Here is a 20,862-nt window from a genome sequence, read left to right on the forward strand (position 1 = left end):
CCGCTCTTCAATGAGAAGGGCGAATACATCGGGACACTTGAAATGACGATGGACATCGCACCGTATAAAAAGATAGAGGGTGAAAAGAGACTGATAGACTGGGAGGAGTGGGAATGAGAGGGAAAGAAGAGATATTCAGGAAGAGAGTTGAGCGCTTTCAGGAGCTCCTACAGGAGAACGGCATAGACGGAGCAGTCATAAGAACCCTTTCCACTTTCATCTACTTTACAGGGACGAAGTGGCTCCGCCCGAGCCTTCTAATCCCGGCGGAGGGCGAGCCGACTGTCTATGTCGTCAAGGGTGAGGCAGAACTCTTCAGGGAGAGGAGCTGGATAGAGAACGTGGAGGAATACCAGCGCGTTGAGGATCTGATGGCCGGTGTGGTGACCTGGATACACACGAACGGCTTTCAGAGGGTCGGCCACGAGTTCAGCGTTGAGAGGGACTCTTACCTGCTCTTCTACAAGTTCTTCCAAAGGCTCAACCCGACGGTTGAGGTCGTTGACGTGTTGGATCTTACGATGAAGCTGAGGATGATAAAAGATGAGTGGGAGCTCGACAACATTAGGAAAGCTGGAAAGATAGCGCAGAGGGGCATGAAGGTCGCGGAAGAAACAATAGCGCCGGGGAAGAGTGAGCTGGAGATAGCGGCCGAAGTCCTGAGGGAGCTCATGCTCAACGGGAGCGAGGATCCAAAGGTTTACGTCTCAACAACTCCTAGGGCACACGCAGAGCCTTTCAGAGACCTAAAAGTTAAGGATAACGGCGTCGTTACCGTCGTCATAGGAACAGACTGGAACCACTACTACTCCAACACCGCGAGGACTTTTGTGATCGGTGACCCCGGGGAGAGGGTCAAGCGGGCTATCAATGTCAAAGAGGAAGCCCTTAAGCTCGCCCTTGAGGAGACGAGGATAGGGACTACGCTCAACGCAGTTGAGAAGAAGCTCGCCAACTTCTTCAAGGAGAGGGGCTTTGGAGATGCATATTTAGCCGGCTACACCCACGGCGTAGGCCTTTTGATAGAAGAACTCCCAATGCCAACCATTGTCGTCCCGACCAGGACTGAAAAGGTTCAGGAGAACATGGTTCTCAGCATTGTCCATGCACCGCTGATGATCTCCGAGGGGGCCATAAAGCACGAGGACACGTACATAGTGAAAAAAGACAGGTTGGAAAAAGTTACGTGAGGTAGAGCACCGCTATGGTTATGACATAAAGGAGCATCACGCTTCTGAACACGCTCCAGCCGAGCTTCTTTATGTCCTCTATTTTCGCAACGTAAGTCCTTTCCCCGAGGTTCAAGACCAGCCTAACTGTTGGTTCTATGAGAGCAAGCACGAGGTAGGGGTTGTAAAGCAATACGAGGAAAGCCGGGAGCCAGGCAATCAGCGGGTACTTCCTCGGGAACTTCCTGAAGGCGAGCTTCGTTTCGACATAGGCGGCACCAATCGCCTCATAGTAAGCTAACAGGAACCAGAAGACAAAGACATCATCGCCAAAAGGCTTTCCAGCAACGGCCGGAGCGAACAAAGCTGGTACCGCCGGGAGCAGGTTGCCGAGGGCGTAGGTTACCGGGTTCTTCCAGCCCCTGGTTCTTGAGAAGGCGAAGTGGAGCGCAAAGAGAACAACAACGACAACCAGGGGGATGAGGAGGGGGTTCTTGAGCGAAGGCCTGAGGACATCTTTCCCGAACCAGTACAGGGGAGGCAGAAAGTAAGCCAAGCCGTTGAGGGTTAGGGTCAGAACCATGCCCCCTATCCTCCAGGAGCGATATGAGTCAAAGGCGTAATCGAAGGTGAAGAACGTAACCAGCGCGACGGTAATGCCAACTACCCAGCCCCTCCAGTCGGCGTGGGCAAGGATTAGACCGCCTATCATCGAGAGGATTATCGTTCCGCCTGCTCCGGGCTCTTTGGGGACTCTGAAAACCCTGCCCATCATCATCACCAGTTCTCCTAAATCTTCACGTTTAAATCCTTTTCTGGACGGATATGGGTAGGCTAAAGTGTCTTTTTGAATGCTTTGAGATGCACTGTTGCTTCTTGGGGACGATATTCAGGCCATGGGTAGTCGGTTTTTACCTTGTTGTTTTTGAACTTGATGTTATCGGGTTTTATCATCTACTTGTTTAAAAAAATTTTTATATCTTAGTTAGTAGCAAATATTGGTGATTCCCATGGCGAACTTTGGATTATGGTGGATTGGATGGAACGATTCGGATTACAAATCTAGAATGAGTGGAAGTTTGGAACAGTTCAAGAGACTCGGTTTTGATTATGCTGTAGTGCTAGGAAACCAAGTTTACGTTCAATATACTGGAGATGCAGAGGTTGATGCATATAACCTTTCGGAATATCTGAGTGAGCACATGAGCATGCCGTATTACGTTACAATACCCTTCCGTGCACCTAATGGGCTACCCCGAGGGAACATAACAGGAAGCTTTAACGGTTCCTACTGGGAGAAGTGGATCAATGTATTTGCTAGTTCTTCTGATCCTAATCTGAAAGGGTTTTACTGGAGCCTTGAGAACGCATGGATGTTCAAAAAGAAACAGATAGAAAACGGTGGGGGAATCTCTTACGAACTCATCGAAGCCATGTCTCAAGAGATACATGAAGCAGGATTCAAATTCATTTGGATTCCAAGCGCATCTACTATGTATCTTGAAGGCACAAACATCTTCTCACTCAATAACCAAGAGTGCCCTAACTGCCCTGGTGCATACGAATTCTTCGATTACATCTTTGTTCAACCAAACTATTATCTCACCAAGGGCGCACCGAATATTCCGGGATACAATGACTTCAAGGAATACCTAAGAAAGCTTGAAAGTCTGAAATCAAAATACCGTGCATGGAATGTTTACCTTGAAATGGAGGCCGATGAATGTGTTATTGGAGGTGGCGGGAACTGCAGAACATGCAACAACCCCACAAATTGCACAAAATTGGCAAGTGATTATATAAAAGTTCAACTAGATGTCCTCGGGAAGAAATACGCTCAGAGAGCATACTACTTTGGAGTGACCTTTGATGTTGTTAAACATGTTGATTCTTACTGCAGAAGCAATTTGGGGGTTCCGTATGTATAAAAAAGCGGGAGTTATACTCTTTCTTTTATCCCTCTTTATTATATCCCCGACATATGTCATTGGATCTTTCTGCGGTCCCCACTCAGTCCTCGCGCCAAATGAATACTGCACCTTTTATCCCTTCATCAAAGTTGGCGAGGACGACGCGATTATAGACCTCTCCTGGGACGCCCTTGGCCCGGGGATGTCCGGCCTGCCGACTCCGAGTATGGTCGGTGACTACTACTTCTACTTCAAGGACGGGAGGCTCTACTATCTCGGGAACTCAACCGGGGCGTATGACCTGCTCTACGTCTTCCACGACGGTCTCTGGTACCTGAGCGATGGGAGGGTGATTTATCCCGAAAAGCCCTGCATTGTGGAAAACGTCACGATTCCCAAGGACATCAGAGGGGAGCTGTGCCCCTGCTCCAACGTCTCAGTCAAATCGAAATCCTATCCCGTGATTCTGAACGGCTCCACGCTTCAAATCGTCGGGATAATTTCAGCAAGTTCAATTGAACTGCCCCCTCTAAAGAATCCGACTTACACGATAGAGCTACCTGAGAACCTGTCTATTAATCTTCCCCCAAACGTCACCCTGAAGGCGGTCCCTCTCGGTGGAGGCTTTCTAATCTACACCCACCCGACGAGATTCGATACTCCCCTGAACTGGAACGAGGTCAGGGTTTTCTACTACGATGGAAGAACCCTGGAAGTTCTTAACTTCACCGAGGCCTTTAAAAACAGGCTCCCCCTCTGCGAAACTCTTCCCAGAAAGAAGGGAAACGTTGTAGCCTACGAATTTGTGCTTGGAACAGTGCTGTTAGGCCTGATAATATGGAAAATAAGGGAAATCATGCGAAGGTAACGCTCCTGTCCTTGAGGGAGCGGTTGAGCAGGTCTGCGTGCTCCAGTGTAACCTGGTACTCGCTGACCTTCTCCAGCTTTACCTCACCGCCATCGATGAGTATCTTGTTGACGTAGACCTCCCCCTCGTCGAAGCCGACGGTGTAGACGAAGAGGTCCTTCTTGCCCAGGTACGACCTTATCTTCTCGTCCTCAAGAGCCTTTGCAAGGCCTCCAGCAGCGAATATCCTGACGTGGACGACGAACGCTCCAGGAACGTCCTTCTCGGCGAACTGCCTGAGGGTCTCGACGAATATCTCCTTGGTCTCCTCTATTGGTGTTTCCCCGCCGAACTGGAGGACGGTGACCTGGGGAGCAAACTCCTTGACGCGCTCCGCTAACTCAGCTTCCTTGCCCTTTTCCGCCAGGAAGTGGTACGTAACTCCCCCGCTGAGGGTTATGAAGGTTGCTTCGGTCGCTGTCGCTATGCTGGAGCAGATTACGTTCCTGCTGGCAACGACGGCAACCTTGTTAAGGCCGAGGTCTGCTAAAGCCTTTCCAACGAGCCTCCCAGTAAGGGCTCTAAGGTATATCTCCTCCTCAAAGGTCGTCTTTGCCATCCACAACACCTCCCATATCTGAGGGTTTGTTCTCGATTATGTCCAGTGACGTTCTAAGATATAACTTTTTCGGTTATCCTAATGAACTTTTGTCAACCAAATAAAAGCCTTTACTGCCATAGTGACGAAATTTTATGAAAATTCGACCCTTTCATTGACTTTTTAACATCCCAAACCTGAGTAGTTGGCAAAACGTCAATCACCAGTGGTGATACACCTAAAATGACAGAATAATCTTCGAGTTCGATAGAAAAACTTATAAGGTTCGAAAACAAAAAATCAATGAGGTGGTACTGATGCTGAGTGAAAGAATGCTGAAAGCCCTGAACGAACAGCTCAACAAGGAGCTTTTCTCTGCATACTTCTACCTTGGAATCGCGGCCTACTTTAAGGACAGGAGCTTAGAGGGCTTCGCGAGCTGGATGGAGGGTCAGGCTGAGGAGGAGCTCGGGCATGCGCTCAGGATATACGACTACATCTTCGACCGCGGTGGAAAGGTCGAGCTTGAGAGGATAGAGAAGCCGAAAGGGGAATTTGAAAGCCCGCTGAAGGCCTTCGAGGCCGTCTATCTCCACGAAGTCGGAGTTACCCAGTCGATCTTCAAGCTGGCTGACCTAGCCAGGGAGGAGAACGACCACGCGACCTACAACTTTCTTCAATGGTTCGTGGAAGAGCAGGTCGAGGAGGAGGCGAGCACGAAGGCAATCCTCGACAAGCTCAAGATAATCGGTGGCAGCTCCCAGGGCCTCTTCATGCTCGACAGAGAACTCGGCGCAAGGAGCGCTCAGCTTAGAGGACTCCTGGCCCAGAAGGCTTGATTTTCAATCTTTTGGAGGTTTTCCAATGAGGGTTCTCCTCCTCGGCGGGACGGGCTTCATCGGGGGGTTCCTTCTTCGGGAGCTTAAGGACAGAGGCCATGATGTTGTAGTCCCAACGAGGAGGGATTTGAAGCTTGGCAACGCTAAAACGATTAAGGTCTCAGGGAGGCCCGAGGAATACGCCCGGCTCGTGGAAAGGCTGGATCCGGATGCCGTCGTTAACCTCATCGGAGTTCTCCGGGGGGATTACTCAGTCCACTACGAAATCCCCAAAGCACTCTCCAGGGTCGTTGAAGGGAGTGAAGTAAGGCTCGTCCACGTGAGCGCCCTAGGCACTGATGGAGGCTCACCGGTGGAGTATTTCAGGAGCAAGGCTCTCGGCGAAAAAGAAGTTCAAAAGCTTGAGAACTACGCCATTGTAAGGCCCTCGCTGGTTCTCGGTCCCGGCCAGAGGCTCTTCAGAGATGCCTTCCGCCGGAAACTTTTTCCCGATCTGAAAACCCGGGTTCAGCCCGTTGACGTAAGAGACCTTTCAAAGATCCTCGCAGACTTGACTGAAAAGGGGGGAGTGGATGAGTTAAACGTCTGTGGGTCGGAGGTTGTCCCGCTCGGTCGACTCGTCTGGGAGGTCATGAGAGCAACCGGAAAGGGAGTTTACCTGATTCCGCTCCCGGAGTTTCTCTTGAGGCTTGTCGAGAGGCTTGATAGCTCCATCCCGATGGCCCTGACCGAGAACGTCTGTCCGGGGAAGGAAAGTGTCGTTTTCGGCAGGCCCCTCCGAGAGTCAATAGCCTTCACCGCGGAGGGTCTTCGGTGAGCTACGAGCTGGCGGGCTACATCTACGAGCCGGTAAACACGCTCCTTGAGGTGCCCACTGGCATAAGGAGGATTAGGAGGGAGCTGATTGAAAAGGCTAAGGGGAGAATTCTTGAGCTGGGTGTTGGGACGGGCCTAAACCTGCCCCTTTATCGCGGGGACAGTGAGGTCGTTGGCGTTGATTTAAGCGAGAGAATGCTTGAGAAGGCCGGGAACAAGAAGAGCAGGGCGAGGGTAAAGCTCCTGAAGGCGGATGCTCGTTCCCTTCCATTTCCAGATGGGAGCTTCGACACCGTTGTTTCCACCTTCTTCCTCTGCGTCGTCCACGAGAAGAGGAGAGTTTTAGGCGAGGTAAGGCGCGTCCTAAAGACCGACGGAGTCTTCCTCGCTATGGAGTGTTCTCCACCGAAAAACAGGCTTTTCAGGGTGTTTTTAACGGTTCTGAGCAAACTAACGAGTAAACTGACAGGAACCGACTTTAGGACTGACTTCACCGAGCTTTTGAGGGAGAACGGCTTTGGAGTCCTTGAGGAGAGAAGTCTCGTCAACGGCACGGTTGAAGTCATCGTTGCTAAGCCTTCCTGAGGAGCATAACAAAGGCTATCTCCGGGAAGAGCCATTCAATTGAGAGAAGTTCAAAGCCCTTTTTCCGAAATTCGAATAAAAGCTCCTCCGGCGATGGGAAAGCTTCGATGGAGCGCCAGAGGTGTTCGTAGGCTTTTTTGTTGCCCGTTAGAAGACCTCCGATGAAGGGAACAGCTTTTTTCGTGTAGAACCAGGCAAGCCTTCCGAGGAAGCTATCGTTTTTTGAGAACTCCAGGAGAAGGAGAAGGCCGTCCCTCCTCAGGATGCGGTGCATCTCCGTGATGGCTTTTTCCCTCTCTGGAAAGTTTCTCAGGCCGAAGGCAACGCTGACCAGGTCGAAGCTCCCGTTGGGGAAGGGAATTTCCTCGGCGTCTCCAACCAGAAGCTTTGCGACAGGCAGCTTTTTCCTCGCTATTTCAAGCATTTTCTCACTGCAGTCCAAGCCGTAGAACTCGGCCGAGAGGCCGAGCTTTTCGAGTTGTTTCCTCATGAACCATATCATGTCCCCGGTTCCGCAGGCAACGTCCAGTATCTTTGGTCTCTCAGCCTCTAAATGCTCTAGGGCAAGCTCACAGGCCTTCTTCCTCCACCTCCTGTCCAGTCCGAGGGTGCTCAGCCGGTTCACGAGGTCGTAGCGCTCTGCTATGCTGTTAAAGAGCTCCCTTACCAAGTCCCTCCCCCCGGAGAACCTTCCTGACCTTAGAGGGCCGACCAGACAGCACGTAAACCCTACTGGCAACGCTGAAGAGCTCCTCAAGCTGGTGAGAAACCACTAAAACAGCTTTTCCAGAATTAGCTAATTCCCTAATTATGGAAAGAAGTGACTCCTTAGAGGGCTGGTCGAGGCCCGTAAAGGGCTCGTCGAGGATTAAAACATCGAAGTCGACGAGCAAGGCCCTCGCTATCGAAGCTTTTCTCCTCGTTCCCCCGCTTACCTCCTTGGGGTACTTGTTCAGAAAGCCTTCTATCCCGAGCTTTTTGGCAACTCCAAGGGGGTCGCACTCTTTTCCACGGAACTTGGCCCAGAGGCAGAGGTTGTCCTTCAGCTTCTTCCACGGAAGCAGATAGTCCTCCTGATAAACGACGGAGAAGCTGCCCTTCACCGAGGCCTCTCCCGACTCGGGCCTCTCGACCCCGGCTAAGATCTTCACGAGGGTGCTCTTTCCCGTCCCGTTCGGCCCGACGAGGCCGATTACCTCCCCGCGCTTAACTTCGAGGCTTATGCCCTCAAGGATTTTCTCGCCGTTGAAGGACTTCTCAATCCCTCTCACCAGTACCAGCGTCTCACCCATTCCTCAAGCCTCCCGAGTATGAGCTGGTCGAGTGCTATCATCAAAACTACTAGGAGCAGAGCCCACGCGAAGACCCCTGCCTTAACCCCAAGGTCGTAGGAGTAGACGAGCTGGTAGCCCAATCCACCGGCCGAGCCGAAAGCCTCCGCAACGACGCTTATCCTGAGGGCTATCCCGAGGGCTACCCTGCCCGCCGAGACCATCTCGGGGAGCGTTCCGGGGACTATGAAGTGGACGTAGAGCTGAAGCCTTGAGGGCTTTAGGAGGGCTATCAACGGCCTGTACCTCTCAAGGAGCTTCTCGCTTGAGCTTATCCCGGCAGAGAGCATGGCTGGAAAAGACGCCATCGCCGTGACCAGTATCGGGGCGATTGAGCTTGTCACCCCAAAGATCATGATGAAGATTATTGTCCACACGAGAACCGAAACGCTCTGGATGAAGACGTTGAGAGAGCTCAAAAAGGCTTTGAACTCTGCCGAGTAGAGGGCCAGAAGGATGGAAACGCCGACGAGGAAGAAGGCCACTAAAAAGCCGACCAGGGAGTGGTAGAGTGTTAAGAGCGTGGACTTCAGGACGAGACTCCCGCCGGCTTCAGGATAAAATCGGAGGGTCTCGGCTATACCTGGAACCAGCGCCGGGTAGAGCCTCGCCAGGGCAATCCAGGAAACCAGTGCAAACATGAGAAGGTAGAACCAGCCGCGCTTCATCTTCAGCCCCTGTAGAAGATGTCCAGCTTCGACGGGTTTTTCTCAAGGTAGCCCCCGAGGTAAGCTAGGTGCCACTCGCTTTTGATTCCCGTTATCAGCTCTTCGGTGAGACCGGAATCCACCACTACAGTCCTGTTGTAGAGGATCTTGACTGTATTGCTGTCGAGGTGGTAGAGGTTCATTAGTATCCTCTCGGTTTCGGACTCGTGGCTCTTCCAGTAGGAGGCACTCTCGCGCTGTGCCCTGACGAAGGCTTTCACGAGCTCTGGGTGCTCTTTGGCGAAGCTCCCCCTCACGACCCAGACGAGCATGACGGCCGGCCCCTTGACTATGCCCTCGGCCTGCGCCTTGTCCCAGAGGTTTGAGAAGGTCGCTATGACGGTGTAGTTCCTGGCTATCAGCTCGCTCACTATAGGCTCCCATATAACGACGGCATCAACGTCTTTCAGCGAGTCTTCTATCGAGCCGGGCGGGACGTTCACAACCGTGTAGTCGCTCGGTGTTATGTTGTAGAGGACTTTCATGTAGGCTTGGAAGAGCTTGAAAGTTCCGGAAGCCACCACAGCCCCTATCTTCTTGCCCTTTAATTGTTCGGGCTTCATCTTCTCTCTGCCAATTATAGCCTGGTTCTGGAGCATATCAACGGCAATGATTTTTATATCCACACCGCTCTGGGCTAACTTTGCCGCCATCTCAGCCGGAATGACCGCGAAGTCGGTTTCCCCCTTCTTGAGCGCTGCTATTATGTCCGGAGTCTTTCCAAGGCGGAGAACCTTAACGTGAAAGCCGTTCTTCCTGTCGAAGCCCTTCGCCTGCATTATATCGAGGGTGCTTATCCCGCCCAAGAGGGTCGCCGCCCTGACCGTCGGGAGCTCCGCCGTACTCGTGGATTTGCTTGAGCTCGACCCAATGCATCCCGCCGTCAGGACGACCAGACCTATTAGGAACAGGGCAACCGCGCGCTTCATTCAATCACCTCCGAGCTTTATCAGGGCATCCGCTATTGCGGAGAGCGTGAGGATTAAGCCGATTGGGATGTTAAGGTTGAAGGCTCTGGGAACGTTCTCAACGCCCTTCCTTGCCAGATAGTTCTCATAGAGAATTAAAAAGCTCCCGATTGCCCAGCCAGCGATGTAAACCCCTCCGAGGCCGTAGAGCGGACCGGCAAGCCCGAAGAGAGCTACCGCTATAAGATGGAAGGTGAGGGCCATGCTTAGGGCCCTCCTGATCCCGAATCTGGCCGGGATACTCCCAACCCTGTGAGCCACGTCGAACTCGTAGTCCATGAGCGCGTAGATGGTGTCAAAACCTGCCACCCAGAAGAGTACCCCAAAGAAGAAGGCCCAGGGAATCCTGAGCAGTGCCTCAAGCAGTGAGGCGTTTCCAGCGACGGCTATCGTCCCGCCCGCTACGGCCATAGCCAGCGTTAATCCGAGGTGCAGATGAGGGAAGCTGTGCTTTCTCTTCCCTTGAGGATAGCTGAGCGCCAGAACCCAGGGAATCGGGCTTAGCAAAGCCGTCCAGATGTTCAAGAGAACGGCCGAGACGAAGTAGATTACCGAGCCAACAACGACCAGCCACCACGCGTCGCTCACCTTCACCGCGCCCCTGATAAGGGACCGGTTCCAAGTCCTTGGATTTAAGCTGTCTATGTCTATGTCCGCTATGTTGTTGTAGGCCAAGGCCGCTGTCCTAAGTCCGAGGAGGGCGAAGCTCATGAGTATTACCTCGGCCCAGGTAACATGAAAACCACTGAGGAGGGCCCCGACGTAAGCGTACGGCAGGCTGAAAAGGGTGTGTTCTATCCTGACGAGCCTCATGAGTGCGTGGAACCTGCTCGCTTTGCTGACCTCACCGGGGTCGAATGCCATCTCAACCACCGAGGTACTTCTCGAAAAGGGCTTCGAGCTTTTTCAGCACTTCAGGATCCTCCCCCACCTCTTCCACAACCCTGCCGCCCATCTCCAGCGGGAGCTTTTTAGTGGCGTCTATCCCGAGCTTGCTCCCCAGCGGCGGGTTCGGAACCGCTGGATCCAAGGCATCGGTGTGGGCGTTCGGGATTATCAAAACGTCCCTCTCCGGATCGACGAAGGAAGCGACCGCCCATATCACCTGGTTTACGTCGTGGACGTTGATGTCGTCGCTCACAACGATTATTACCTTGGTCAGGGCGGCCTGTCCAGTGCCCCAGAGGGCGTTGAGAACCTTTTTGCCTTGCCCAGGATAGCGCTTCTTTATCGAGACTACCGCGACGCCCTGGAAGACGCCGTACTCCGGAAAGTTCACGTCAACGACCTCAGGCAGGATCACCCTCATGAGGGGAAGGAAAATCCTCTCGATGGCCTTCCCAATAACCGCGTCTTCCAGAGGCGGTTTGCCGACGACAGAGCCGTAGTAGATGGGGTTATCGCGATAATACAAGCGTTCGGCGTGGAAAACCGGGTAGAGCTCGTTCCTCTCGCTTGGCTTGTCATAGAAGCCGAAGTGGTCGCCGAAGGGCCCCTCCTCGCTCAGCTCATCCACCTTCACGTAGCCCTCTATTACCGCCTCGGCGTTTGCCGGAACGAGGACGCCGTTAGGCAGGCGGTATAGTTCCAAACCTTTCCCCCTGACGAAGCCGGCAAAGAGGAGCTTGTCCATCGGATACGGGATGGGGGAGACAGCAGTTAAAAGCGTCCCTATGTCCGAGCCTATAGCTATCGCCACCGGCATTTTGCCATCGTTCCTCTCGAGGTAGTCCCTCCAGGCCTGGCTCCCGCGCTTGTGAACCTGCCAGTGGATTACACCTCTCTCACCATTGAGGAGCATGACGCGGTAAACGCTCATAGAGTTTACTCCTTTGGGGTCGGAGAAGCAGACGAGGGGGTAGGTTAGATAGCGGGAGGCATCTTTAGGCCACGTTTTAAAGGCGGGAATGAAGTCTAGCGGTTCGTCTTCGATAATATTCTTTGTGAACTCGGCTTTTCTCACGACCCTCGGGAGATAGTTGTTCATCTCTTTCAGCTTTCCGAGGGAGGAGAGTTTATCGGAAAAGCCGAGGGGGACGCTATCCAAAAGCTTAAGCGGTCTCTCACCGATTTCCTCGAGTCTCGCAACGCCTAAAGCTTCCCTAACCGTTTCAACACTTGTAAAGAGGTTTCCAGCGACCTTCCACTCTGGAAATCCCTTAACCCCCTCGAAGAGAACCGCTCCACTCTTCTCGTACATGACCCTCCTCAGAAAGGCCGGGATTTCGAGCTCTGGCGAAAGCTCCTCCTCAATGTGAACAAGCTCCCCCTTCCCTTCAAGCCACCCAAGGTAGTCCCTCATGTCCTTCATCCCTCACACCTCTAACTTCGGCCTTAAAACGGTTTCACCGGCGCACTCGATGAGCTTTAACTCTATTCCGTAGACCTCGCTTAAAAGCTCCTCGTCGAAAACTTCATCCGGCTCTCCCTGGGCAACTATCCTCCCGTTCTTCATCAGAACCAGCCTGTCGGAGAAGAGGTAGGCAAAGTTCGGGTCGTGGATGACGAGGAGAACGCCGACGTCTTTCTTCGCGAGCTTCTTAATCGTCTGAAGAACTAAAAGGGCGTTTTTTAAATCCAGCTCGCTCGTCGGCTCGTCGAGGAGGAGGTACCTTGGTGAGGTCATCAAAGCCCTCGCCGTGAGGAGAAGTCTTACCTGCCCACCGCTCAGAGAAGTGTAGGGCTTATCCGCGTAGTCCTCAAGACCAAACGTTTTGAGGAGCTTCCTGGCTTTTTTTCTGTGCCCCTTGTCCGGTGTCCCGAACGGGCCCAGCTCTGGAGTGGCTCCGAGGAGGACAAAGTCGACAACCTTGAACGGAAAAGTGGGAACGTGGCCTTGGGGCACAAAGCCGAGGAGCTTTGCTCTCTCCCCAAGAGGGAGCCGGTGGACATCCTTCCCGTCAGCCTCGACCCTGCCTTTTTCTGGCTTCAAAAGGCCGTAGACGAGCTTGAGCAGGGTGCTTTTTCCGGCACCGTTAGGTCCTATAACCGAAACTACTTCACCTTCTCCAACTTCGAGGTTTATCCCCTCCACTTCAAAGTCGCCGTAGGAGAAGGAAAGGCCTTCAACCTTGAGCATTCCCCTCGACCTCTTTAACCTTCTCCATGAAGTCGAAGTCCTTAACCATATCGAGCTCTCCCCGTTTAAAGTGCTTCCCGAACCAGTCGTAGTAGAGGAGCGTTCTCCTGACGAAGGCCTTGACATCCTTCTCCTTGAACAGGCTCTTCTTCTCAAGCCTTTCCCCGAGAACCGCGTAAAAACGCCTCATCTTTTTTCTGTCCTCATCGCTCAGCTTCTCAGGGTCTATTTCGCCTCCTATGAGCGTCCCGTAGAAGGGGGGAACCTCAAAGGCATCTATAAGGGGTTTCGCATAGGCTATCCCGCCGTGGAGCTTCCCCATGAAGACGGAGCCCGCTAAGTGCATCGCCACGAGGAAGAAGGCCTTTGGCACATCTTCAAGCTCCTCCCTGTGTTCCCCAATCCACTCCATCATGTCCCAGTGCGGGCCGTCGCGGTAAACTGGAGCGCCTAAGATCACGAGCTCATAGCCAGCGGAAGACAAGTTCTCCTCAACGCGATTTACATCTACGGTGTGCCCCTTTTCTTCTAAAAGCTTCTTAACCGACTTGGCGACCCTTTCGGTTGTTCCGTAACGGGTCGTGTAAACGATTAAAACCTTCACTCCCACCCACCCCCGGTTCTTCTGAGCAGGTATCCAAAGAAGGGAACGCCGATTATTGTGGTTATTATCCCGACGGGAATATCCCCTGGTAGAAGTCGCACAACAACATCTGCCAGAACCATGACGGTTATCCCAATCGAGATCGTCGCTGGGATTAACTTGGAATGTTCCGGACCGACAAGCATTCTGGCTATGTGGGGAACCATAAGCCCGACCCAGCCGATTATCCCAGTGAAGGAAACGACGAGAGTCGTCATTAAAGCCGAGATGAAGACGAATATCCCCCTCCAGAGGTGCACGTTGAGACCCAAAAGCTCGGCCTCGTCGCCAAGACTCATCGCGTTGAGATCCCAGCGGAGGAGGAAGAAGACTAGGGCCAAGGTGATAACCCCCGGAAGGGAGTAGGTGACCCTTTCCCACGTCGCCCCGGAGAGGCTTCCCATGAGCCAGATAACGAGTGCAGATAGGCTCTCGCTCGGCAGGAGGAGTTCAAGGAGTGAAAGCAGAGCCGAAAACAGGGCGGTGACTATTATTCCTGCGAGTATGAGCGAAACCGTTGAGACCCTTCCATTTATTCTAGCCATCCAATAGGCCAGGAAGACCGCCAACAGGCCGAAGAGGAGTGCTAAAGGAGCAACTCCAGCAAAGGGCAGGAAAGCAACCGCTATGGCCGCTCCAAAGGCAACTCCAGAGGAGACCCCGAGGATGTAAGCGCCAACGAGAGGATTCCGAAAGACCGCCTGAAGGGTCATTCCCCCTAGACTCAGTGCTATCCCGGCCGAAATCCCCATTAGCGTCCTCGGCAGGCGTATGTCCTTTATTATGATGATGGCGCCCGGCGTCAGGTGAAGGGGATCCGTCGGATAACTGCCCACGAAAATTCCGAGGAGTATCGCGATCGTGGGGAGGGCTATAAGGGCAAGTTGCTTTCTCATCATTCAACACCGCAGAGGTTGTAAAGCTCTTTCGCGGGCTTTCTCCAGTGGGGGAAGTCTCTCCCGTGGACGAGCCTTCCAATCTGGTAAATTCCCGGAATCAAACGCGGGCTCCAGCGCATAAAGCTTTCCTCGTCGAGGGCAGAGCCGACGATGTGAACATTGCCCTCGTCAACAGCTTTAACCTTCTTCCACTCAGCTGAATCAAACATCTCATCCCTTATCCCTTCGAGCTTCTCCCTGTTGGTTAGGATGCTTGTGAGGAGGAAGAGGTGGTCAGCGTCGCTGAAGCGCCTGATGAAGTCCCTCTCCCTCAACGGATAAACCTTCCTTTCGGTTCTAATTCTTTTCCCGAGGCTCTCCGCATGGGCACTCTCAACTGCGTCGCTTATCACGTTAGCCCCGGTAACGACGTTTACCCCCCGGTAGAGCATAGCCACCCTTGGCCTTTTCTCAAGGGATTCTGACACGTCCCTTATCTTGGACAAATGTATTTTGTAGAACTCCTCAAGCCTTGAGAAGTCCCCTCCTGTTTTTTCGGCTATCAGTCTGCTACCATCAACGAGATCCTCAATCGTAATGAAGTCGAGCAAAAGGACCTCGGCGTTAATCCTCTCCGCGAAGGAGTAAAGCTCATTGCTGGAGTGCAGGTTCTCGACCTTGAAGTCGAGGATGAGCCCCGGCTTTATCCTCTCCAGAACGTCCCAGCGGGTTTTCTTAGTCCTCTTGAGGTATTTGCCAACGACCAGCCTGTCCCTGAGTTCGGGCAGACAGTAGTCCAGCTTGACCTCTTCATTGATACCGGCTATGTCGTCAACTTTACCAACGAGCTTGACTATCTCCGCCAGACTGGCAGGGAAGACAGCTATCATGCTCTCACCCCAAAAAGAAATCAGGAGAGGAAGGGATAAAACTCCTTTAAGAACTGCTTTGCCTTGTTCTCCCAGTTAGGATAGTAGCTGGGATAGATGGCCTTCCCAATCTGCCATATCCCAACGGCAAGCCTCGGGCTCCAGCGAAGGTAGCTGTCCTTCCCCATGTCGGCCCTGAGGATTACTATGTGGCCTTCTCTGACTGCCTTTATCTCTTTCCACGCTTGGTTGGAGAGCATCGTCTCTTTGAGTTCCTTAACTTGGTTGTAGGGAGTAACGGCGCTCGTGATGAGGATTAATACATCTGCATCCTTGTAGCTGGCGATTATCTTCTCCTCGTCCATAGGCACCCTAACGGGGGTGTAGCCGTTGAAGGTGAGATTCACCATGTAATCCGCCCCGACAAGTCTGACTGCCTGCGCTAAAACGTCGTTTCCGTTGACGAGGTAATACTTGCCCATTATTGGTTGTATCATGATGACTTTCTTCCTATCCTTGCTTGGTATCTTGGCGGCTATGGCCTTTACTTCGCTCACCTGCTCGTTGAAGTATTTGGCGAACTCATCTGCCTTTTTCTCCTTTCCAAAGAGCTTTCCAAGCAGTTCCACAGTCTTGGGAATTTCTTCAAGCTTGTCCTCCCTCAGCATTACCACTGGAATTCCGTAGCTCGCCGATTTGTTGAGGAGCTCGTTGACGTTGTAGAACTTCTTGAGGTAAAGGTCTATTATAAGGTCTGGCTTAATGGCTAGAACCTTCTCCCAGTTCGTGACCCTCAGCATCCTGCCGACAACGGTCTTGTTCTTAAGGCTTGAACTCAGGAAAGCGTCGGCCTTTGCCTCCGCTGGGATTCCAACAACCTGGTTGGTCGCGTTGAGGAGCTGGATTATCTCAAGGGCAGAGGTTGAGAGGATTACCGCTCTCTGGACTGGAACCTCCACCGTTACGCTTCTCCCAACTAAGTCCTTGACGGTTACTTCCTTTGGTGTTGAGGTTGCTTTCCCTGAAGCGCTTGAAGTTCCAATGCATCCGGCAGCAAAGACGGAAACCAGCAGAATTCCAACCAGCAGGAAGCCCTTCAACCTCATTTTCCACCACCTTAGACGGGTTTTTGCTCCCCGAAAGTTCCGATGGGGAGGCTTAAATCAAACTTTTCGGCGAGCTTAAGATAGGTCCCCGGCTCATACGGACAGGCCGGATCATCCGCCAGAGGGTTGAGGTGATAAGCGTAGGCCCTTGCCCTGCTCCCGCCGCAGACGTCCTTGAACTCACATCTTCCACATCTCCCCTTGAACTCCGCAGAGCGCAGCTTCTTCATAAGCTCGCTTTCCCTGTATATCTCAACGAGACTCTTCTCCCTCACGTTTCCGGCGCTGTAAGGCAGGAACCCACTCGGATAAACGTTGCCGTTGTAGGCTATGAACACTATACCCTTCCCGTCGCGGGTTCCCATCGTCTGGGCTTTGGCCTCACCGCCTTCCCCGAGCAACTCGACCAGTCTATTCTTAAGCCTGAAGTAAAGATCTCCTGGTTTCAGAACCTCGTCCGGATTGAGCCCCTTCTCTTCCAGTGCCCTCCTCATTATCGCTACGCGTCTGAACATCGGGCCCTCAGTTGTCCTGACGAGCAGGTGCTTCGACGCCTCGTAGAGGAAGTGGGTAACGTCTTCCCATTCCTCCGGCTTGAGATCGCTTTCGAAGTTGCCCCTGCCTGTCGGGACGAGGTAGAAGACTTCCCATATTTCGATGCCCAGCTCTTTGAGGAGTTTAACCATCTCTGGCAGGCCCTCAACGGTTTCGCGCATAACGACGGTGTTCACCTGAACTGAGATGTTCCTCTTCAGGAACTCCTTTATAGCCCAGAGGGTTCTCTCCCACGTTCCTTTGATGCCCCTTATCTCATCGTGGACATCCGGGAAGGGACTGTCGAGGCTTATGCTGACGGCCTTAACGCCGTGCTCGACGATTTTCTTTATTGTCTCCTCCGTGAGGAGCGGAGTGACGGCGGGAGCGAGGCCGACGCGGATGCCCCTCTCAACCGCGTGATCTATCAGCTCAAAGATGTCCTTCCTCATGAGCGGGTCTCCGCCGGTGAAGATTAGGATAGGATAGGGTCTGCCGAAGTCGGTAAGTGAATCTATGAGTTTCTTCCCTTCATCGGTCGTTAGCTCACCCGGAAGGGCCTGTAGAATGGCCTCGGCGCGGCAGTGCTTGCACTTGAGCTGGCATGCCTTCGTCGTCTCCCAGAAGACGAGGACGGGCTTTCTCTCATAGGGCCATGAGCCAGATCTTCCTCGGTGCATTTCGATCACCATCTCTTAGGTTACCGTAATGAACCTCGGCTTACCGAATTATAAACTTTTTGCCCAGAGGTTCGAAATTCAAAGGTAAAGAAAAGGGAACTCAATAGTAGCCTTCCGTTTCCGTGACCTTTCCGCCGAAGACCTTGTAAACGTAGAGGGTGTAGGTCATGATGATTATTGCCAGCACTACTGAGACTCCGAGGACTGCCTGGAGGGTCAGCGGCGATGCTGCAAGGGCATGGATGCTGAGCTTGAAGTTCGGGTCGGTTGTTGAGATAACCCAGTATGGGTACATGGAGTAGTAGACGAGGTAAACCACCAGCGGGAAAGCGAGCCAGCTGAGGTAGAACGCTCCCCTTTCAGAGCCCTTCTTGATTAAGTAGGCATCCACGAAGGCTACTATTAGGATTATCAGCGTCAGTGTAAGTCCAAGCGGAGTCAGTACCCTGCTGAACCTTAAGGGTGCCCAGATCTTCATGCCGATCACCGTGAGCAGGAGGAAGATTACTGTAAGGATCCAGAAGTCAAAGGCGAGCTTCCTCATCCGCTCCTGGAGCTTGCCGGTTGTTTTGTAGACCGCCCAGTTGGCCCCGTGCCACATAACCGCGAAGAGCACGAAGAGGCCGACTATGAGCGGGAGCGGTCTGAAGAGCGTCAGGAGAGAACCGTGGAAGCCCTTAGCGTCAAGCGGAATGCCCTGGATTAAGTTGCCGACGATGACGCCGAGGATCAGCGCTATGAGCCCGCTGACCGTGGCGAAGAGATAGTCCCAGGCTCTTTTGTACTTGTTCCTGAACTCGAAGCTGACCGCCCTAAAGATGAACATGAACGCCAGGAACCAGACCGCGAGGTAGAATGTGCTGAAGAGTACGGCGTAGAGTGCTGGCCACATTGCGAAGAGCCCTGCTCCCCAGGTGATGAACCATACCTCGTTGCCGTCCCAGACCGGGGCCATGGTGTTCACCAAAACGTCCCTGTCCTTCTGATCCCTAACGAACGGGAGCAGGCTTCCCAGTCCAAGGTCAAAGCCGTCGAACGCTAGGTACATCCCGAGCAGGAAGGCCGAAAAGTAAAACCAAGCTGTGGCGTAGTCCATCACTGACCACCTCCCGCGGCGCTTATAGCCGGGGCAGGAGCAGAAGTCACGTCCCCCTCAACCGGCTCGGGCCCCTCCCTGACGAGCTTCTTGACGAAGTGGAGCCAGATGTAGAACAGTATTGTGTAGACCACTACGAAGGCTATGAGTGTTGCCAGCACGCTGGTCGCTGAGATGTTGGGTGAGACACCGTTGTTGACGGTCACCATGCCCCAGACCATCCAGGGCTGCCTTCCTACCTCGTGCGTGAACCAACCAGCCTCGCCGGCCAGCCATGGAAGTGGCAGAGTAACGACGAGTACCTTGAGGAACCACCTTGCGTCGTAGAGTTTGCCGATGAGGAGTAGGAGAACTCCAACGAGGCCTATCAGGATGAAGAGCGTTCCAAGGCCGACCATAACGCGGTAGGCGTAGAACATGAAGGCAACAGGTACTGACTTCTCGAGAACCTGAACCATCTTCTGGTTGGCATTTGGATCGTTCGGGTTGATGCCGTAGGCCTCCATTATGCTGTCAACTACCTGCTTCTTGACCTTCTCGTTTGCGTAGTTCGGGTTGTTGAGCACTTCCTGATACCAGACGTATTTGGCGGCGTCGTGCAGTCCAAGGACCTTCGCGTTCCAGTTACCGAAGGCCAGCCAGCTCAGGAGCTTTGGAATCCCTATCGCATACTTCACCTGTTGATCCTTTTCGTCCACGATGCCGAAGACCACCATCGGGGCACCTGTCGTTGTCTTGAAGAGGCCCTCGTCCGCAGCTAACTTGGTCGGCTGGTACTTTGCTATAACCCTACCCTCGGCATGACCCGTTGGGTAGAGCTGGATAACTGAGCTTATGGCGAGAACTACTATTCCTATAGCGACAGCCGAACGGGCCACCTGGACATGCCTCTTCTTGAGGAGGTAGTAGGCTCCAACCGCTGCAACAATGTATGCTCCGGTTATTATCCCTGAATTTATGGTGTGAGTGTACTGGGAAACAAGGAGCGGGTTGAAGACGGCCTTCATGAAGTTCGTGAGCTCTGCCCTCGGTCCAAGAGGTGTGCTCTTGATGATGTAACCGGTTGGAGTCTGCTGCCAGCTGTTGGCTATGAGGATCCAGAGACCTGAAAGTGCCGAACCTAAAGAGACGAAAAATGCTGCAATCCAGCTTATGACCTTCGGGAGTCTGCCCATGCCGAAGAGGAGAACCCCAAGGAACGTTGACTCAAGGGCAAAGGCGAAGAGCCCCTCAAGCATCAGTGGTGGGCCGAAGATTGAACCAACAAAGGTTGAATATCTGGCCCAATTTGCACCAAATTCAAACTCCATGACGATTCCAGTTGGGACACCTAGTACGAAGAAGACTCCAAGCCACTTGCTGAAGAACTTGGCAGCCTTGTACCACTGCTCCTCGTTGGTTACCGCCGCCACAGTCCAGATCAGAAACACCATAAAAGCCATTCCTATGCTCGCGGGCACAAAAATCCAATGGTAGCCCGCGGTGAGTGCAAACTGAATCCTCGACAGCGTTACCGGGTCCATTCTACGTCACCTCCGGGTTTGCCTCTCAAACTTTCAATACTTACAAACAAACTTATAATGTTTTCGGGTGTCATAAATGGGTTCATCGACAAAAAACGAAAATTTCGGGAGATAAACTAGCTCCTTGCCCTGGGCTTTGTGAAGAAGCCCAGTCCGTGCACCTCCTCCTCGTAGAGAATGAAGCAGACCGTAAAGAGCATTCCTGCCACAATCCATACAACGTTGTGCAGCAGAAATGCTATCAACACAAACAGCAGTGTCAAAGTTATGGCTACCAGTCCTGCTACGACCTCCCTGCCGGTTTCAGCTTCCACTTCCATGGTGCATCACCAAGCGCAATTTTTCTCGCTGTCTTCTTATATCCTTTTCGTTTCTGGCTCCAAACCTTAGGGGTGCGATAATCAAAAGAGTTATATACCCCTGGCAGTCTAAACCCATTAGATGAACCTAACCAGGAGGTGCAGATATGGCGAAGGTTCTTGTTTTGGGCGGGGGAACCGCCGGCCTCGTGGCTGGAAGGTACATAACGAGCGAGGCAAAGAGGCTTGGCATCGATGTGAACGTCACAATGGTGACGGCGAGTGAGAGACACTACATGCCGCCACTCTTCATGGAGGTGGCTTTAGGTTCCGCTTCCGCCGATGAAACGTGGGCGCCAATAAAGAACGCCGAGAAGGTCTACGG

Annotated in this window: 23 protein-coding genes and 1 pseudogene; 7 read left to right on the plus strand and 17 right to left on the minus strand. The window is 52.9% G+C overall.

Going from position 1 to position 20,862, the window contains the following annotated elements:
- Positions 1–113: 113 nt before the first annotated feature.
- Positions 114–1,190 carry a Xaa-Pro peptidase family protein gene (locus tag MVD07_RS07380; protein ID WP_297500258.1) on the plus strand — a complete coding sequence of 359 codons (1,077 nt, stop codon included), beginning with the start codon at positions 114–116 and terminating at the stop codon, positions 1,188–1,190.
- On the opposite strand, the gene MVD07_RS07385 is transcribed toward MVD07_RS07380, so the two are convergent.
- A complete protein-coding gene (locus MVD07_RS07385; protein ID WP_297500319.1) occupies positions 1,183–1,947 on the minus strand; it encodes a hypothetical protein in 765 nt (254 codons plus the stop codon). The two genes, MVD07_RS07380 and MVD07_RS07385, sit on opposite strands and share 8 nt — an antisense overlap.
- Positions 1,948–2,170: 223 nt before the next feature.
- Between MVD07_RS07385 and MVD07_RS07390 the strand changes: the two genes are divergently transcribed.
- Positions 2,171–3,097, plus strand: coding sequence for a DUF4855 domain-containing protein (locus MVD07_RS07390; protein WP_297500260.1), 927 nt, complete (start codon positions 2,171–2,173; stop codon positions 3,095–3,097).
- Positions 3,090–3,947 carry a hypothetical protein gene (locus tag MVD07_RS07395; protein WP_297500263.1) on the plus strand — a complete coding sequence of 286 codons (858 nt, stop codon included), beginning with the start codon at positions 3,090–3,092 and terminating at the stop codon, positions 3,945–3,947. The genes MVD07_RS07390 and MVD07_RS07395 overlap by 8 nt, the downstream gene beginning before the upstream one ends.
- Here MVD07_RS07395 and MVD07_RS07400 read toward each other — a convergent pair.
- Positions 3,934–4,545, minus strand: coding sequence for a hypothetical protein (locus MVD07_RS07400; protein WP_297500266.1), 612 nt, complete (start codon positions 4,543–4,545; stop codon positions 3,934–3,936). The two genes, MVD07_RS07395 and MVD07_RS07400, sit on opposite strands and share 14 nt — an antisense overlap.
- Before the next feature lie 296 nt (positions 4,546–4,841).
- On the opposite strand from MVD07_RS07400, the gene MVD07_RS07405 reads away from it, so the two are divergent.
- Genes MVD07_RS07405 through MVD07_RS07415 form a run of 3 tightly spaced genes read left to right on the plus strand, consistent with a single transcriptional unit; the run spans position 4,842 to position 6,764 of the window.
- A complete protein-coding gene (locus tag MVD07_RS07405) occupies positions 4,842–5,363 on the plus strand; it encodes a ferritin (protein WP_297500269.1) in 522 nt (173 codons plus the stop codon).
- A 25-nt stretch (positions 5,364–5,388) separates the two neighbouring features.
- The gene (locus MVD07_RS07410; RefSeq protein ID WP_297500272.1) at positions 5,389–6,180 is read left to right on the plus strand and encodes an NAD-dependent epimerase/dehydratase family protein; all 792 of its coding nucleotides are present in this window, start codon (positions 5,389–5,391) and stop codon (positions 6,178–6,180) included.
- Entirely contained in the window at positions 6,177–6,764 is a 588-nt protein-coding gene (locus MVD07_RS07415) for a class I SAM-dependent methyltransferase (protein ID WP_297500275.1), read from the plus strand. The genes MVD07_RS07410 and MVD07_RS07415 overlap by 4 nt, the downstream gene beginning before the upstream one ends.
- Here the strand turns inward: MVD07_RS07415 and MVD07_RS07420 are convergent.
- From MVD07_RS07420 to MVD07_RS07490, 15 genes are all read right to left on the minus strand, one after another.
- Positions 6,751–7,434 carry a ubiquinone/menaquinone biosynthesis methyltransferase gene (locus tag MVD07_RS07420; protein WP_297500278.1) on the minus strand — a complete coding sequence of 228 codons (684 nt, stop codon included), beginning with the start codon at positions 7,432–7,434 and terminating at the stop codon, positions 6,751–6,753. The genes MVD07_RS07415 and MVD07_RS07420 overlap by 14 nt on opposite strands.
- Positions 7,415–8,056 carry an ATP-binding cassette domain-containing protein gene (locus MVD07_RS07425; protein WP_297500282.1) on the minus strand — a complete coding sequence of 214 codons (642 nt, stop codon included), beginning with the start codon at positions 8,054–8,056 and terminating at the stop codon, positions 7,415–7,417. Before MVD07_RS07425 ends, MVD07_RS07420 begins: the two co-directional genes overlap by 20 nt.
- Positions 8,032–8,763 carry an ABC transporter permease subunit gene (locus MVD07_RS07430; protein ID WP_297500285.1) on the minus strand — a complete coding sequence of 244 codons (732 nt, stop codon included), beginning with the start codon at positions 8,761–8,763 and terminating at the stop codon, positions 8,032–8,034. The genes MVD07_RS07425 and MVD07_RS07430 overlap by 25 nt, the downstream gene beginning before the upstream one ends.
- Positions 8,764–8,765: 2 nt before the next feature.
- Positions 8,766–9,731 (minus strand): ABC transporter substrate-binding protein, encoded by a 966-nt coding sequence (locus MVD07_RS07435; protein WP_297500288.1) that lies wholly within the window; start codon positions 9,729–9,731, stop codon positions 8,766–8,768.
- The gene (locus tag MVD07_RS07440) at positions 9,732–10,634 is read right to left on the minus strand and encodes a 4-hydroxybenzoate octaprenyltransferase (protein WP_297500322.1); all 903 of its coding nucleotides are present in this window, start codon (positions 10,632–10,634) and stop codon (positions 9,732–9,734) included.
- A 1-nt stretch (position 10,635) separates the two neighbouring features.
- The gene (locus MVD07_RS07445) at positions 10,636–12,081 is read right to left on the minus strand and encodes a UbiD family decarboxylase (protein WP_297500291.1); all 1,446 of its coding nucleotides are present in this window, start codon (positions 12,079–12,081) and stop codon (positions 10,636–10,638) included.
- 3 nt (positions 12,082–12,084) lie between these two features.
- Positions 12,085–12,849 (minus strand): ABC transporter ATP-binding protein, encoded by a 765-nt coding sequence (locus tag MVD07_RS07450; RefSeq protein ID WP_297500293.1) that lies wholly within the window; start codon positions 12,847–12,849, stop codon positions 12,085–12,087.
- The gene (locus tag MVD07_RS07455) at positions 12,836–13,453 is read right to left on the minus strand and encodes a flavodoxin domain-containing protein (protein WP_297500296.1); all 618 of its coding nucleotides are present in this window, start codon (positions 13,451–13,453) and stop codon (positions 12,836–12,838) included. The genes MVD07_RS07450 and MVD07_RS07455 overlap by 14 nt, the downstream gene beginning before the upstream one ends.
- Positions 13,450–14,388 (minus strand): iron ABC transporter permease, encoded by a 939-nt coding sequence (locus tag MVD07_RS07460; RefSeq protein WP_297500299.1) that lies wholly within the window; start codon positions 14,386–14,388, stop codon positions 13,450–13,452. Before MVD07_RS07460 ends, MVD07_RS07455 begins: the two co-directional genes overlap by 4 nt.
- Positions 14,388–15,260: a hypothetical protein gene (locus MVD07_RS07465; protein WP_297500301.1), complete on the minus strand. Its 873-nt coding sequence runs from the start codon at positions 15,258–15,260 to the stop codon at positions 14,388–14,390. Before MVD07_RS07465 ends, MVD07_RS07460 begins: the two co-directional genes overlap by 1 nt.
- A gap of 20 nt (positions 15,261–15,280) precedes the next feature.
- A complete protein-coding gene (locus MVD07_RS07470) occupies positions 15,281–16,345 on the minus strand; it encodes an ABC transporter substrate-binding protein (RefSeq protein WP_297500304.1) in 1,065 nt (354 codons plus the stop codon).
- Between the two features lie 11 nt (positions 16,346–16,356).
- Positions 16,357–17,559 carry a TIGR04053 family radical SAM/SPASM domain-containing protein gene (locus MVD07_RS07475; RefSeq protein WP_297500307.1) on the minus strand — a complete coding sequence of 401 codons (1,203 nt, stop codon included), beginning with the start codon at positions 17,557–17,559 and terminating at the stop codon, positions 16,357–16,359.
- A 100-nt stretch (positions 17,560–17,659) separates the two neighbouring features.
- Positions 17,660–18,655, minus strand: a complete 996-nt coding sequence (gene cydB, locus MVD07_RS07480; protein ID WP_297500310.1) for a cytochrome d ubiquinol oxidase subunit II — start codon at positions 18,653–18,655, stop codon at positions 17,660–17,662.
- Positions 18,655–20,178 carry a cytochrome ubiquinol oxidase subunit I gene (locus MVD07_RS07485; protein ID WP_297500314.1) on the minus strand — a complete coding sequence of 508 codons (1,524 nt, stop codon included), beginning with the start codon at positions 20,176–20,178 and terminating at the stop codon, positions 18,655–18,657. Before MVD07_RS07485 ends, cydB begins: the two co-directional genes overlap by 1 nt.
- A gap of 116 nt (positions 20,179–20,294) precedes the next feature.
- Positions 20,295–20,498: a hypothetical protein gene (locus MVD07_RS07490; protein WP_297500316.1), complete on the minus strand. Its 204-nt coding sequence runs from the start codon at positions 20,496–20,498 to the stop codon at positions 20,295–20,297.
- Between the two features lie 146 nt (positions 20,499–20,644).
- On the opposite strand from MVD07_RS07490, the pseudogene MVD07_RS07495 reads away from it, so the two are divergent.
- Positions 20,645–20,862: pseudogene (locus MVD07_RS07495) on the plus strand (dehydrogenase); the annotation flags it as partial.

The organism is Thermococcus sp. (genome assembly GCF_027008145.1).
Lineage (GTDB): Archaea > Methanobacteriota_B > Thermococci > Thermococcales > Thermococcaceae > Thermococcus.

Bases quoted from the DNA above. Each gene is read 5' to 3' on its own strand.
- MVD07_RS07380 (WP_297500258.1), top strand. From the start codon at position 114: ATGAGAGGGAAAGAAGAGATATTCAGGAAGAGAGTTGAGCGCTTTCAG.
- MVD07_RS07385 (WP_297500319.1), bottom strand. From the start codon at position 1,947: ATGATGATGGGCAGGGTTTTCAGAGTCCCCAAAGAGCCCGGAGCAGGC.
- MVD07_RS07395 (WP_297500263.1), top strand. From the start codon at position 3,090: ATGTATAAAAAAGCGGGAGTTATACTCTTTCTTTTATCCCTCTTTATT.
- MVD07_RS07400 (WP_297500266.1), bottom strand. From the start codon at position 4,545: ATGGCAAAGACGACCTTTGAGGAGGAGATATACCTTAGAGCCCTTACT.
- MVD07_RS07405 (WP_297500269.1), top strand. From the start codon at position 4,842: ATGCTGAGTGAAAGAATGCTGAAAGCCCTGAACGAACAGCTCAACAAG.
- MVD07_RS07410 (WP_297500272.1), top strand. From the start codon at position 5,389: ATGAGGGTTCTCCTCCTCGGCGGGACGGGCTTCATCGGGGGGTTCCTT.
- MVD07_RS07425 (WP_297500282.1), bottom strand. From the start codon at position 8,056: ATGGGTGAGACGCTGGTACTGGTGAGAGGGATTGAGAAGTCCTTCAAC.
- MVD07_RS07430 (WP_297500285.1), bottom strand. From the start codon at position 8,763: ATGAAGCGCGGCTGGTTCTACCTTCTCATGTTTGCACTGGTTTCCTGG.
- MVD07_RS07435 (WP_297500288.1), bottom strand. From the start codon at position 9,731: ATGAAGCGCGCGGTTGCCCTGTTCCTAATAGGTCTGGTCGTCCTGACG.
- MVD07_RS07440 (WP_297500322.1), bottom strand. From the start codon at position 10,634: ATGGCATTCGACCCCGGTGAGGTCAGCAAAGCGAGCAGGTTCCACGCA.
- MVD07_RS07445 (WP_297500291.1), bottom strand. From the start codon at position 12,081: ATGAAGGACATGAGGGACTACCTTGGGTGGCTTGAAGGGAAGGGGGAG.
- MVD07_RS07450 (WP_297500293.1), bottom strand. From the start codon at position 12,849: ATGCTCAAGGTTGAAGGCCTTTCCTTCTCCTACGGCGACTTTGAAGTG.
- MVD07_RS07460 (WP_297500299.1), bottom strand. From the start codon at position 14,388: ATGAGAAAGCAACTTGCCCTTATAGCCCTCCCCACGATCGCGATACTC.
- MVD07_RS07465 (WP_297500301.1), bottom strand. From the start codon at position 15,260: ATGATAGCTGTCTTCCCTGCCAGTCTGGCGGAGATAGTCAAGCTCGTT.
- MVD07_RS07470 (WP_297500304.1), bottom strand. From the start codon at position 16,345: ATGAGGTTGAAGGGCTTCCTGCTGGTTGGAATTCTGCTGGTTTCCGTC.
- MVD07_RS07475 (WP_297500307.1), bottom strand. From the start codon at position 17,559: ATGCACCGAGGAAGATCTGGCTCATGGCCCTATGAGAGAAAGCCCGTC.
- cydB (WP_297500310.1), bottom strand. From the start codon at position 18,655: ATGGACTACGCCACAGCTTGGTTTTACTTTTCGGCCTTCCTGCTCGGG.
- MVD07_RS07485 (WP_297500314.1), bottom strand. From the start codon at position 20,178: ATGGACCCGGTAACGCTGTCGAGGATTCAGTTTGCACTCACCGCGGGC.
- MVD07_RS07490 (WP_297500316.1), bottom strand. From the start codon at position 20,498: ATGGAAGTGGAAGCTGAAACCGGCAGGGAGGTCGTAGCAGGACTGGTA.